Below are 12795 nucleotides of genomic sequence, written 5' to 3' on the forward strand. Positions count from 1 at the left end.
GCGGCTGACCTCCCGAATCCGATGGTGGTAACTGATGATGCTTGCCGCACGTTGATTACAAGCTAGTTAAAGATTTTTTGGTTAAGAAACGCGCGCGCGCGTTAGGGTGGAGCTGGTCCGGCGGAAACCCAATGAGCTTGGGGGGTGTACAGAAGTGGTCGCGTGTGAAACGACGAAGTAATCGTGGGTGAAACGACGTGTCTTTTCACAGGATTTCGCGTGTGAAACGACGAGGCGAGTGCGTGTGAAACGACGATACTATCCACAGTCTGCTCCGTCTGCTCGGTGCTAGGAAGCCTCATGACCTAGCTTGATTTTGCTGAGGTTGAAGAAGGTCACCCTGTCCTTTTCGCCCAGCTCCAATCGGTATCCAGGAAGGCCATTTTCTGCTTGGATGGCACGTACCTGGCGCCGGAAATCTCGTAATTGAGAGTGGCTGCCAACCCTTCCCCTTAGCAACTCAAGGCCAATGCTCCATTGTCCCTTGTATCCGCAGTGTTTACGTGCAATCTCGTAGAGCCTTCGGGCCAGGGGAGATCGAAGCTCGAAATAGGCTGGATCAAGGGTTAACACCTCTAGCGAGCGAACTGCGCTGAATAGCCATTTGGATAAAGTGATTTCAATTGCGACCATGCGGGTGTCATGAGCGGATTGCTCCACAATTCGCCATCGGTCTATGAGCCCGAACCCCTCTCTGAATCGCTGACCACCTGATTGAATATTGGTCATGATTTTCGTGCAGCTAAGCCGTTCCAGCGCCTCTCTCAAGCGTCTATAGCCATCCCCACTAGTTTGGCGGTTGGTGGCCACAAGGAGGTCATATGCTCTGAATCTGACAGTACGATTTCTTGCGTCCGCCCTACCTCGATTGCGCCCTTCTACGAGCTGGCTGATCACAAAAATCAAGATGTCTTTATCGTGCTGTGTAGCGCGTCCTAGAACTGATGGAACCACTTTTATGTACGATTTTTCGTCCTTGCTCCGCCATTCCCAAACGTTTCTATCCGGCTTGGTTGAAAGCGAGAAGATCGGCGCCTGAAGGCTGTGACCGTCACATTTGAGTGGAAGGTCGAACATATCTGCGAGGAAAAATTCGCGATTCTCACAGTTCTTCTCAATCGCCCCCAAAGGAGCTTCGATTGGCGCTTGGGTGGTGAGCCGATCCTTAACGTGCGGAACGACTTTTCCACGTCGTAGGCGGCTTTCTTCCAGGCGTGCTAGCGCCTGATCTACTTGCACAGGCACGTTACGAAAGCGCCGCAGCCAAATCGGTTGCCCGGAAGTAGACTTTCCGGCCAATCTTCACTCGAGCAATGTTGAGTTGGTCAGATAGGGGGCCGGGACGGCTAAGTGCAACAGACAGGCTTTTGGTGGGGCGGTGCAACAGTTCGGCCAGCTGCTCCATGGACAGAAGCGGACCGAAGCGGGAAATTAGCTGTTCCTCGAGGGACATGGGGTATCTCCGTTTTTCTTGATACCCAAATAGTGGAAATGTAGTGCCCCTTTTCTGAGGGCAGGCTGGCGTAGTGAGGAAAGGAGCACAACCCCTGTAGCATTGGCAGGTGGCGAGTCCCCTAAAGGTGGGTGCCTCTAGGGGAAATTTCGACTACTTTCGCATGCTAAACCGGAAATCCAGGCAACTAGTTCTGCTGGATGCGATCCAGCTTAGAAACAAGATCCTCCGCTCGAAGATGCGTGTAACGACGGACCATTTGCATGGACCTATGGCCGGAGATAGCTGAGACCTCCTGGTCAGATAGCCCTCCTTCAACCAGGCGGCTAACTGCCTCATGACGCAGATCGTGAAAGCGTAGGTCTGCTAGACCGAGACGCTGTTTGATCAGGCCCCACGTCTTTGTGAAAGCATAAGGACGTCGTTTATGGTCCTTGCCAGGCTCACCGAAGAACACCAGGTTGCAGTCCGCTGGGCGCAGAGGATTTTCCAGGGCCAGCCTGAAGGCTTCAGTGGCGAGCCTGGTCAGTGGCACTGTGCGTGCGCTGTTGTTTTTGGTATCGGAAAGGCGCGCAACGCGCTTTTTCAGATCGACCTGGTGGCAAAGCAGCCCGGTGATTTCTGATGAACGCATGCCGGTTTCCAGTGCGATGCAAACGATCCAGCCCAGCATAGGGTTGCTGTGATTATTCACGGCAGTCATAAGGCGTCGTTCCTCATCCTGGGACAAACGCCTGTCTCTACCTTCGCCTGGACTCGGTTTGCGAATGTTCAGAACTGGATTGAATGTCAGGCCAAGCCCCCATTCTTGGATCGCTACTGTGAAGAGGTGGCTGAGCAGAGCCAGCTCAAGTCTGACGGTGTTATTGCTGGTTGGGCGTTTGCGCTTGGTAAGGGAGGCAAGCCGAGTGTCGCGGTAGTCGGCAATGATGTCTGCAGAGAGGGCTGCGAGGGAGTATTTCCCCAAATGTTGAATTAGTTGTTGCGCCTTGGTGGCCTCGGCCTTCTGCGTGGTGGGTTTCTTCGTGGGCGTCACCTCACGAAGATAGCGGCCCAGAGCTTTCTCAAGCGTCATGCGCTCGGAACCGCTGCGCTGTATGTAGACGCCACGTACCATCTCGTCTTCTGTGCGACGAGCCCAATCCTCGGCGTCGCGTTTGGTTCGGAAGGTCTTGGCGTTCGTTGGCCAGCCGGTTTTGCGGATAACCGCTTTCCAAGTGCCGGCAGTGGTCTTGACGATTGTGGCCATCAGGTTGGAGCTCCAAAGTTAGGCTGGTTTAGCAACTGCGCTGAATAGCGGGGGAGTCGGCGTTTCCATCAACCGTGGTGCAGTGCTGTGTTTCCTAACAGTGGAAAGGGAGTGCCCCTAATGAGGCTCCTCCGATCTTGAGGGGATCGGATGGACGCCTTGGAATAAATCCCAACCAGGGTGAGTTAATATGGCTGGGCTGGATGAAGATGCTCCATGCGATACAGCCTTCGGCTTGGTATGCCTGGTTCTCGGCTTTGCCCTTGGTTGGGAAGGTCTTGGGGGAAGTCGGGCAGCCAGCTTCACTGAGAAGGGCATTCCCAATACAGGAGAGTGTTTTGACGTTCGTGGTCATCTGAGAGGACTCCAAAGGTAGGCTGGCGTGCCAGCGCTGTACCGTTTTCGTACCTTTGGACCAAAGGACTGATCCGGGTGCCACGACCGTAGAAAGCACAAAGCCGCGCAGGACGCGGCTTTGAAGGTGGTGGGCCCACACGGACTCGAACCGTGGACCAAAGGATTATGAGTCCTCTGCTCTAACCGACTGAGCTATAGGCCCTCAGCAGGTGCGGCGGATTATAACGAGGGTTTCGATACCGTGCCATCCGAAAGATCCGATAGTGCTATGCGAAGGAAGGTAGCAGCGAACTCTGCGGGCGGCAGGGGCAGGCTGACGATGTAGCCCTGGATCTGTTCACAGCCCTCGGCGGCGAGGAAGCGCTGCTGGGCCTGGTTCTCCACACCCTCGGCAATGATGGTGAGCTGCATGCTGCGCCCGAGCGCAATGATCGCACGGGCGATGGCGGCGTCGTGGGGGTCATCCGGCAGGCCGCGGATGAACGACTGGTCGATCTTGAGGATGTCCAGCGGCAGGCGTTTGAGGTAACTGAGCGAGGAGTAGCCGGTGCCGAAGTCGTCGATGGCCAGCTGCACGCCAAGTTGCTTGAGCTGGTAGAGCACGGCCAGGGCTTCTTCGGCCTGGCTCATGATGAAGTTCTCGGTGATTTCCAGCTGCAGGTCGCCCGCCTTGAGCTGGTAGGTCCTGAGCAGTTGCTCGATGCGCTTGGCCAGGTTCGGCTGACGCAGCTGGGCGCCGGCGAGGTTGATCGAGAGCGGGCCGAAGGACTGGTAGTTCTTTTTCCACGCGTGCATCTGCCGGCAGGTCTGTTCCAGCACCCAGTCGCCAAGCTGGAGGATGGTGCCGTTCTCTTCGGCGAGGTGGATGAACTGCTCGGGCGGCACCTCGCCGAAGGTGGGATGGGTCCAGCGGATCAGTGCCTCGGCGCCTACCAGGCCCTGGGTCTTGAGGCTGAACTTGGGCTGGTAGCACAGGCTCAGCTCGTTGCGTTCGATGGCGCGGCGCAGTTCGTGCTCGAGGGCGATGCGTTCGCTGGCCTGGGCGGTAAGGTCGCGGGTGTAGGCTTCGACGCGGTTGCGGCCCTTGGCTTTGGAACGGTACATCGCGGCGTCGGCGTTGCGGATCAGGGTGGCAACGTCGGTGCCGTCCTGTGGGTAAAGGCTGATGCCGATGCTGGCGCTGGTGAAGAACTCATGCTCGCCGGCCTGGAAGGGGGCATGGAAGCAGGCCAGCAGCTTGTTGGCGATGGCGCTGGCGTCGTCAGGCTTGTGCAGGCCGGGCAGCAGAATGATGAATTCGTCACCCCCCAGGCGGGCCACGGTATCGACGTCGCGCACCTGCTCCTTCAGGCGTTGGGCGATACCTTTGAGCAGCAGGTCGCCGACCGGGTGGCCGAGGCTGTCGTTGATGTGCTTGAAGCGGTCGAGGTCGAGGAACAGCACCGCACCCTGGCGGTTGGAGAGCTGGGCGCAAGCCAGCACGGCCTGCAGGCGGCTCTCGAACAGCGTGCGGTTGGGCAGGCCGGTCAGTGGGTCGTGATGAGCCTGGTAGTCGAGCTTGGCCTGGGCGTGCTTGAGGCTGGAGATGTCGGCGAATACGGCGACGAAGTGGGTGATCTCACGCTCGCTGTTGCGCACGGCGCTGATGGTCAGCCAGCTGGGGTAGAGCTCGCCGTTCTTGCGTTTGTTGTGGATCTCGCCCTGCCAGTGGCCTTCGGCGGTCAACTGGTGCCACATGGCGAGGTAGAAGGCGCTGTCGTGCTGGCCGGAGGCAAGCAGGCGAGGGGTCTGGCCGAGGGCTTCGATCTCGCTGTAGCCGGTGATTTCACTGAAGGCGCGGTTGACCGCGCTGATGCGCTGGTCGATGTCGGTGATCAGCACGCCTTCGGCGGTGTTCTCGAACACCGTGGCCGCCAGCTGCAGTTTTTCCTGCATCAGGTGGCGTTCGGTGATGTCGCGGGCGATGGTCAGCATGCAGTCGACGCCGCCGATCGGCAGTGGCCGGGCGGCCAGCTCGCACAGGCGGATCTGCCCGTCGCTGCGGCGGATATGGCAGCTGAAGTCGCGCACAGCGCCCTCGCGCTGGAGCCGTTCTATCAGGCGCTGGCGTTCGTTGAGGTCGACCCAGATGCCGAGGTCCAGGGAGGTCTGGTCGACGTTCGGGCTTATGTCGTAACCGGTCAGGCGGCAGAAGCCTTCATTGACCTCCAGCAGCAGGCCATCACTCTGGCGCGACAGCAGCAGTCCGTCTGGCGAGGCATGGAAGGCCTTGGCGAACTTTTCTTCCGAGGTTTGCAGTTGCTGCTGGGTCTCTTTCAGCTGGCTGATGTCGCGTACCGCCACCACCAAGGCCCGGGTGCCATCGAGGTCGAAGGCCTCGGCGGAGGTGAGGCCGGTGAACAGCTGGCCGTTGCTGCGGCGGAAGGTCATCTCGAGGTTGCGCACACCGCTGCGCTGCAGGCGTTCGAGCATGATCGGGCCAGTGCCGGCGACGCCCCACAGGTCGAGTTCGGTGGCGGTGCGGCCGAGTACCTGGTTCGGGCTCAAGCCGATCTGTTCTTCGAACGCTTCGTTGACCTCCAGCAGGCAGCCGTCGCTTTGCCGGGCGATGAGCAGGATGTCCGGGCACTGCTGGAATACCGAGGCGAACTTCTGCTCCGACAGGCGCAGGGCGTCCTCGGTGTGTTTGGTTTCGCTGATGTCGATCATCAGGCCGCGCATCAGCGGCTTGTGGCCGTGCTCGATCATGCTGACGATGTTGCGCACCCACAGGGCGTGACCGTCGGCGCGGATCACCCGATAGTCGAGGCTGTGATCACGCCCGGCGGCAGTCTCGCTGTCGCAATAGGCCTGAGCCCAGAGCGCGTCTTCCGGGTGCAGGATGCTGCGCCAGAAGCCGGGCTTGAGCCATTCGCTCAGCGGGTAGCCGAGCAGGTCTTCGGCATGGGGCGAAACATAGCTGTAGGTGAAATCGTTGGCGTCGGCCTCCCAGGCGATCGCCGACAGGCTCTCGACCAGGCCGCGATAGTGGTACTCGCTGCTGCGCAGCTCCTGCTCCAGGGCAATACGCCGGGAAATTTCCGAACTCAGTCGGCGGTTGATGCGAATCACCGCAGCGAGGATGGCTACCAGCAGCAGGACCGCAGGCAGGCCGTACAGCAGCATGTCATGCCAGAAGGTGCGTTGGTCGACGACATTGCCCACCCAGCGTTGCTGGATATGGCTGATTTCGCTGTTGCTCATGTCGGCCATGACCTTGTCGAGGATGGCCACGAGAATCTTCTGCTGCTGTGGCACGGCCATGGCCAGTTGGTAGCGGTAGGGCGTTTCGCCGCTGACGTAGAGGCCATCGAGCTTGAGCTGGCGAAGGCTCCAGATACTCGAGGCAAGGTCGCCGACCACGGCGTCCACGGCGTCGGTGGCCAGTGCCTGCAGCGTCGAGCTGACGTTGGGCATGGCTACCAGGTTGAGGTCCGGGTGGTGCGTGCGCAGCAGCTCGTGGGGGGCGTAGTTCTCTACCACGGCGATCTTCAGGCCGTAGAGGTCCTTGAGGCTGCGTGGTTGCGGGCCACCGGAGTGGGCCAGTATGACAATCGGGAAGTCCAGGTACGGGCGGGTGAAGGCCAGGTAGCTTTGGCGTTCCGGGGTGGACATGATGCCGGGCAGCAGGTCGATGCGGTTGCTGCGTGCCTGCTCGAGTACCTCGGTCCAACTGCTGGGCTCGACCGGTTTGAGCGTGACGCCCAGGCGCTCCTGGATAAGGGCGATGTAATCGGCGGCCAGTCCCTGGTAACGGCCTTCCTGGTCGCGAAATTCGAAGGGCGGCCATGAAGCGTCTATGCCCAGGCGCAGCTGCGGATGCGCGCTGAGCCAGGCTTGTTCCTCGTCAGTCAGGGTCAGGGCGCCGGCCGTTGTGTTCCAGACCATCAGGAGCAGCAACAGGAGGGCCGGCATCAAGGGCATAGCGGCCTCTCGATCAGGGGGTCTGAGTCGAGTGTAGACGGGCATCCTGCCAGCAGGGTGACGCCGGTCATGACCTTTTGTCACATAAGAAAAACCCCGGCCTGGGCCGGGGTTCGTCATCACTCGTCGAGGAAGGAGCGCAGATGCTCGCTTCGCGTCGGGTGGCGCAGCTTGCGCAGCGCCTTGGCTTCGATCTGACGGATCCGTTCACGGGTCACGTCGAACTGCTTGCCGACTTCTTCGAGGGTGTGGTCAGTGTTCATGTCGATGCCGAAACGCATGCGCAGCACTTTGGCTTCACGTGCGGTCAGGCCCGAGAGCACGTCACGGGTCGCTTCCTTGAGGCTTTCGACCGTGGCCACGTCGATCGGGGACTGCATGGTGGAGTCCTCGATGAAATCGCCCAGGTGCGAGTCTTCGTCGTCACCGATCGGCGTTTCCATGGAGATCGGCTCCTTGGCGATCTTCAATACCTTGCGGATCTTGTCCTCTGGCATCTCCATGCGTTCACCGAGCTCTTCCGGGGTCGGTTCACGACCCATTTCCTGCAGCATCTGCCGGGAAATGCGGTTGAGCTTGTTGATCGTCTCGATCATGTGCACCGGAATGCGGATGGTGCGTGCCTGGTCGGCGATCGAACGGGTGATCGCCTGGCGGATCCACCAGGTGGCATAGGTCGAGAACTTGTAGCCGCGACGGTATTCGAACTTGTCCACCGCCTTCATCAGGCCGATGTTGCCTTCCTGGATCAGGTCGAGGAACTGCAGGCCACGGTTGGTGTACTTCTTGGCGATGGAGATCACCAGACGCAGGTTCGCCTCGACCATTTCCTTCTTGGCGCGGCGGGCCTTGGCCTCACCGATGGACATGCGACGGTTGATTTCCTTGATTTCGGCAACGGTCAGGCCGGTCTCGGTCTCAAGGTCGATCAGTTTCTGCTGGCAGGCGACGATCGCGGCGTTTTTCTCACCCAGGGCAGCGGCCCATTTGGTGCTGCGCTTGGCGAGGTCACCGCTCCAGGTCTGGTCGGTCTCGTTGCTCGGGAACAGGCGCAGGAAGTCGGCACGTGGCATGCGCGCGTCACGCACGCACAGTTGCATGATGGCGCGTTCTTGCTGGCGCAGACGGTCCAGGGCGCTGCGAACGCGCTCTACCAGTGCTTCGAACTGCTTGGGCACCAGCTTGATCGGCATGAACAGATCAGCCAGGGCCTGCATGGCGCCAATGCTTTCGGCGTGGGTGCGGCCATGCTTCTTCAGCACCTTGAGGGTGATGACGAGCTGCTCGGAGACTGCACCGAATCGCTGGGCTGCAACGATAGGGTCCGGACCGCTTTCGGTCTCTTCCTCGTCGTCACTGCTCTCGGCGTTTTCTTCGTCTTCGTCTTCGTCTTCCTTCGCGGCAGCAGCCTTGGCACCTGGGATCGGTACTTCTTCGGTCGGCGCGGCGATGTTGTCATCAGGGTCGATATAACCGCTGAGGACGTCGGACAGACGGCCACCTTCGGAGGTGACGCGGTCGTATTCGCTGAGGATGTGGTCGACAGTGCCGGGGAAGTGAGCGATGGCGCCCATGACTTCACGGATGCCTTCCTCGATGCGCTTGGCGATTTCGATTTCGCCTTCGCGAGTCAGCAGCTCGACGGTACCCATTTCACGCATGTACATGCGCACCGGGTCGGTCGTGCGGCCGATATCGGTCTCAACTGCCGCCAACGCTGCGGCGGCCTCTTCGGCTGCGGCTTCGTCAGTGTCGGCTTCCGCCAACAACAGGGCATCCGCATCCGGAGCACTCTCGAATACGTTGATCCCCATGTCGTTGATCATGCGGATGATGTCTTCCACCTGCTCCGGATCTGAAATATCCTCGGGCAGGTGGTCGTTGACCTCCGCGTAAGTCAGGTAGCCCTGCTCACGACCGCGGGTGATCAACTCTTTGATGCGAGATTGCTGTTGCGCTTTTCCGGACATAACACCCTATCCACTGAAGGTCTTGGCGGGCAAAAAACAAGCCGAGGATTATACCCGAGCATGGACCTCACGCGCCAGATGAGGTCGGGTTTTGTGCGGGAACATTGCGGCGGAGCAAGTCACGAAGCTTGGCAGTTTCGTCCTCGTCCAAGCCAGTTAGACGAGATTTGCTGATCAAATGTTCCAAGCTGCGCTCGCGTTGGCGGGCGGACAAGCTAGTTATAGTGTCGAAAAACTGTTGTTCAAGGTTGTCGGCATCGATCAACCATTCCTTTTCCGCCAGGGCACGCAGCAAGCGGCCTTGTTCGGTGCCATGCCAGCGTGCAATCAACTGCATAGAGCTTAGCTTAGGATTCTTCTGCGCAGCCTCGATCAGGGCCACCAGCAGTTGGCTGTAGAGTTGCTGCTCGTCGGCGAAATGACCGGCATCTTCGACCTTGCCGGCCAGCAACGGGTGGTGCAACAGTGTGCGCAGCGCCGATAGCGACGGTGGTTCCACCGGCGCCGGCACCCGCGGTGGTGCGTCGCCACGTTGGCCATCGCGCTGCCAGGGCTTGCCGCCTTTCTTGTCCCAGGGCTTACCTTCCCATTGTTTCTTGCCGCCCTTGTTCGGTGTCCAGGGGCGTTGCTCCTGTTGCGCCGGGGCGTAGTCGGGCTGGTGCTGCAGGTCGCCATAGTCCGGGGTGTAGCTGGCCATGGCGTCGTAATCGAAGCCCGGGTCGTAATCCGGCACGCTGCTGGCGGCCGGCGCACTCTGCGCCAGTTGCTCCAGCTGCTGCGGGTCGAGGCCGGTGATCTCTTTCAGGCGGTTGCGCATCAGTTGGCGCAGGTTTGCCCCTGGAACCTTTTCGATCAGCGGGGCGGCCAGCGTGACCATGTGCGCCTTGCCTTCCAGCGAGCGCGGATCAGCCTCGTTGCTCAACTGCTCGAAGAAATAGTCGGCCAGCGGCTGGGCGTGCTGGTTGATGCGGGCATGGAAGGCGTCGGTGCCTTCGGCGCGGACCAGGCTGTCCGGGTCCTCGCCCTCGGGTAGGAACAGGAAGCGTGCGCGGCGGCCATCCTGCAGGCTCGGCAGGGTCGACTCCAGTGCGCGCCAGGCAGCCTTGCGCCCCGCCTGGTCGCCGTCGAAGCAGAACAGGACGCTGGGCACCACGCGGAACAGGCGCTTGAGATGTTCTTCGCTGGTGGCCGTGCCCAGTGTCGCCACGGCGTTGCGCAGCCCCTGCTGGGCCAGGGCGATGACGTCCATGTAGCCTTCGACGACGATGATTTCGTCGAGGTTGCGGTTGTTCTTGCGTGCCTCGTACAGGCCGTACAGCTCCTGGCCTTTATGGAATACCGGAGTTTCCGGGGAGTTCAGGTACTTGGGCTTGTCGTCGCCCAGTACCCGGCCGCCGAAGGCAATGACCCGGCCACGGCTATCGCGGATCGGGAACATCACGCGGTCGCGAAAACGGTCGTAACGCTTGCCGCTCTCGGCATTCTCGATCAGCAGGCCGGCATCGATCATGACCTTCTGCTGCAGCGCGTCGGCGCCCAGGTGCTTGAGCAGGTTGTCCCAGCCTGGCGGAGCGAAGCCCAGGCTGAAATCGCGGGCGATCTCGCCGGACAGGCCGCGCCCCTTGAGGTAGTCCACGGCCGCCTTGCGGGTCGGGTGGCTGCGCAGGGCCTGGCGATAGAATTCGCTGGCAGCTTCGAGCAGCGGGTACAGGGGGGAGTCGGTTGGTTGGCGCGGCTTCTGCCCCCGACGGCCCTCTTCGCGTGGCACTTCCATGCCGGCTGCACGGGCCAGCTCCTCGACCGCCTGGGGGAAGTCCAGGTTGTCGTGGTCCATGATGAAGCCCAGCGCGTTGCCGCCGGCGCCGCAGCCAAAGCAGTAGTAGAACTGCTTGTCGGGGCTGACGGTGAAGGAGGGCGACTTCTCCTTGTGGAACGGGCAGCAGGCGGAAAGATTCTTGCCGGTCTTCTTCAGTTGGACACGCGAACTCACCACGTCGACGATGTCGGTGCGGTTCAGGAGGTCATCGATGAAACTCTGGGGAATCAGCCCGGCCATGGCAGCCTCGTCATCTGGCAACTGGCAAGTCTAAACGCTTGTGCTCGGGTTTGGCGTGGGGTGTCGCGAAGGGGTATGTGCTCGTCACCAGCCTGTGAGGGCTCGTCAGAAAGGACGTGCACGTCTGGCCAATGGCCAGGTCTGACGTGTTGCTACAGGTTGCCCATGGCTTTTGCCGGGGCACCCCAGGCGCATGGCCAAGGGTTTGAAGCGACCGCTGCCATCTGCCCGGCACGAGGCCGGGCGGGGCAGAAGCTTTGCGTAGAACGGCTGTATTAGTACAGACGAACTGCGCGGCGCTGTTCGCGCTGAACTTTCTTCGCGTGACGCTTTACAGCGGCAGCGGCTTTGCGCTTACGCTCTGCGGTCGGCTTCTCATAAAACTCGCGGCTACGAACTTCAGCCAGTACACCGGCTTTTTCGCAGGAGCGCTTGAAACGACGCAGAGCTACGTCGAAGGGTTCGTTCTCTTTAACTTTGACGGCTGGCATCCAGGGCTACCTTAATTCATTACCGGGGTAGACGTGCTCCTGGCAAAACATAAGGTGTGCTGGAGTACGTCGGTTTTCAAGGGTTGCGGATGTTAACCCTTAGCTGGCAGGAATGCAAAGCCTCTGATCGAAAACCGCTGGTCGGCACAGGGTGCGGGGACTATCATGCGCGCCTTCGAATTCAGCCTCGACAGGGCACGAACCCATGCTAGTACTGGGATTGGAAACATCCTGCGACGAAACTGGCGTCGCATTATACGACAGCGAACGCGGCTTGTTGGCCGACGCGCTGTTCAGCCAGATCGACCTGCATCGCGCCTATGGTGGCGTGGTACCCGAGCTTGCCTCGCGCGACCACGTCAAGCGCATGCTGCCGCTGATCCGGCAGGTGCTGGAGGAGGCCGGCTGCGTCGCCACCGAGATCGACGCCATCGCCTACACCGCGGGTCCTGGCCTGGTCGGCGCGTTGCTGGTGGGTGCCTCCTGCGCCCAGGCCCTGGCGTTTGCCTGGGATATCCCGGCGATTGGTGTGCACCATATGGAAGGGCACTTGCTGGCGCCGATGCTCGAAGAGCAGCCGCCGGAGTTTCCGTTCGTCGCTTTGTTGGTGTCGGGCGGCCATACCCAGCTGGTACGGGTCGATGGCATTGGCCAATACGAACTGCTCGGCGAGAGCCTGGACGATGCGGCCGGCGAGGCGTTCGACAAGACCGCCAAGCTGATCGGCCTCAATTATCCAGGTGGGCCTGAAATCGCTCGCCTGGCCGAGCAAGGCACCCCAGGGCGCTTCGTGTTCCCGCGGCCGATGTGCGACCGTCCAGGCCTGCAGTTCAGCTTCAGCGGCCTCAAGACGTTCGCCCTGAACACCTGGCAAAAATGCCGTGAGGCCGGGGACGACAACGAGCAAACCCGTTGCGACGTGTCGCTGGCGTTCCAGCAAGCGGTGGTGGAGACTCTGACTTTCAAGTGCAAGCGGGCGCTCAAGCAGACCGGCCTCAAGCGCCTGGTGATCGCCGGCGGCGTGAGTGCCAACACCGCCCTGCGCACGTCACTGGAGACCATGCTGGCCGGCCTCAAGGGCAATGTCTATTACGCACGCCCGCGCTTCTGCACCGATAATGGCGCGATGATCGCCTATGCTGGCTGCCAGCGCCTGATGGCCGGGCAGCAGCAGGACCTGGCGATCAGCGTGCAGCCGCGCTGGCCGATGGAGCAACTGCCGGCACTGTAAGAATGTAAGAAAGGGCTGGGCTCGG

General features: G+C 60.8%; 8 protein-coding genes and 1 tRNA gene. 1 reads left to right on the forward strand and 8 read right to left on the reverse strand.

Going from position 1 to position 12795, the window contains the following annotated elements; all coding sequences use genetic code 11:
• Window positions 1-288: 288 nt before the first annotated feature.
• The 8 genes from EJA05_RS02135 to rpsU all read right to left on the reverse strand — a co-directional run bounded on the left by EJA05_RS02135 (window position 289) and on the right by rpsU (window position 11539).
• Window positions 289-1245, reverse strand: a complete 957-nt coding sequence (locus EJA05_RS02135; RefSeq protein ID WP_125857207.1) for a replication initiator protein A — start codon at window positions 1243-1245, stop codon at window positions 289-291.
• A gap of 1 nt (window position 1246) precedes the next feature.
• Window positions 1247-1453, reverse strand: coding sequence for a hypothetical protein (locus EJA05_RS02140; RefSeq protein WP_033995319.1), 207 nt, complete (start codon window positions 1451-1453; stop codon window positions 1247-1249).
• 187 nt (window positions 1454-1640) lie between these two features.
• Window positions 1641-2702: a tyrosine-type recombinase/integrase gene (locus EJA05_RS02145; protein ID WP_034003578.1), complete on the reverse strand. Its 1062-nt coding sequence runs from the start codon at window positions 2700-2702 to the stop codon at window positions 1641-1643.
• Between the two features lie 482 nt (window positions 2703-3184).
• Window positions 3185-3261: transfer RNA gene (locus EJA05_RS02150), tRNA-Ile, on the reverse strand.
• Between the two features lie 17 nt (window positions 3262-3278).
• Window positions 3279-7022 (reverse strand): bifunctional diguanylate cyclase/phosphodiesterase, encoded by a 3744-nt coding sequence (locus EJA05_RS02155; RefSeq protein ID WP_125857208.1) that lies wholly within the window; start codon window positions 7020-7022, stop codon window positions 3279-3281.
• 119 nt (window positions 7023-7141) lie between these two features.
• On the reverse strand, window positions 7142-8992 hold the full coding sequence (gene rpoD, locus EJA05_RS02160) for an RNA polymerase sigma factor RpoD (protein WP_125462338.1): 1851 nt from the start codon (window positions 8990-8992) through the stop codon (window positions 7142-7144).
• A 67-nt stretch (window positions 8993-9059) separates the two neighbouring features.
• Window positions 9060-11048 (reverse strand): DNA primase, encoded by a 1989-nt coding sequence (gene dnaG, locus EJA05_RS02165; RefSeq protein WP_125857209.1) that lies wholly within the window; start codon window positions 11046-11048, stop codon window positions 9060-9062.
• A gap of 275 nt (window positions 11049-11323) precedes the next feature.
• Window positions 11324-11539 carry a 30S ribosomal protein S21 gene (rpsU, locus tag EJA05_RS02170; protein WP_003255575.1) on the reverse strand — a complete coding sequence of 72 codons (216 nt, stop codon included), beginning with the start codon at window positions 11537-11539 and terminating at the stop codon, window positions 11324-11326.
• Window positions 11540-11744: 205 nt separating this feature from the next.
• On the opposite strand from rpsU, the gene tsaD reads away from it, so the two are divergent.
• The gene (gene tsaD, locus EJA05_RS02175; protein WP_125462339.1) at window positions 11745-12770 is read left to right on the forward strand and encodes a tRNA (adenosine(37)-N6)-threonylcarbamoyltransferase complex transferase subunit TsaD; all 1026 of its coding nucleotides are present in this window, start codon (window positions 11745-11747) and stop codon (window positions 12768-12770) included.
• Window positions 12771-12795: the final 25 nt, after the last annotated feature.

This window comes from Pseudomonas oryziphila (genome assembly GCF_003940825.1).
In the GTDB taxonomy this organism is placed as follows: domain Bacteria; phylum Pseudomonadota; class Gammaproteobacteria; order Pseudomonadales; family Pseudomonadaceae; genus Aquipseudomonas; species Aquipseudomonas sichuanensis.

Bases quoted from the DNA above. Each gene is read 5' to 3' on its own strand.
- EJA05_RS02145 (WP_034003578.1), bottom strand. From the start codon at position 2,702: ATGGCCACAATCGTCAAGACCACTGCCGGCACTTGGAAAGCGGTTATC.
- rpsU (WP_003255575.1), bottom strand. From the start codon at position 11,539: ATGCCAGCCGTCAAAGTTAAAGAGAACGAACCCTTCGACGTAGCTCTG.
- tsaD (WP_125462339.1), top strand. From the start codon at position 11,745: ATGCTAGTACTGGGATTGGAAACATCCTGCGACGAAACTGGCGTCGCA.
- dnaG (WP_125857209.1), bottom strand. From the start codon at position 11,048: ATGGCCGGGCTGATTCCCCAGAGTTTCATCGATGACCTCCTGAACCGC.
- rpoD (WP_125462338.1), bottom strand. From the start codon at position 8,992: ATGTCCGGAAAAGCGCAACAGCAATCTCGCATCAAAGAGTTGATCACC.
- EJA05_RS02140 (WP_033995319.1), bottom strand. From the start codon at position 1,453: ATGTCCCTCGAGGAACAGCTAATTTCCCGCTTCGGTCCGCTTCTGTCC.
- EJA05_RS02155 (WP_125857208.1), bottom strand. From the start codon at position 7,022: ATGCCCTTGATGCCGGCCCTCCTGTTGCTGCTCCTGATGGTCTGGAAC.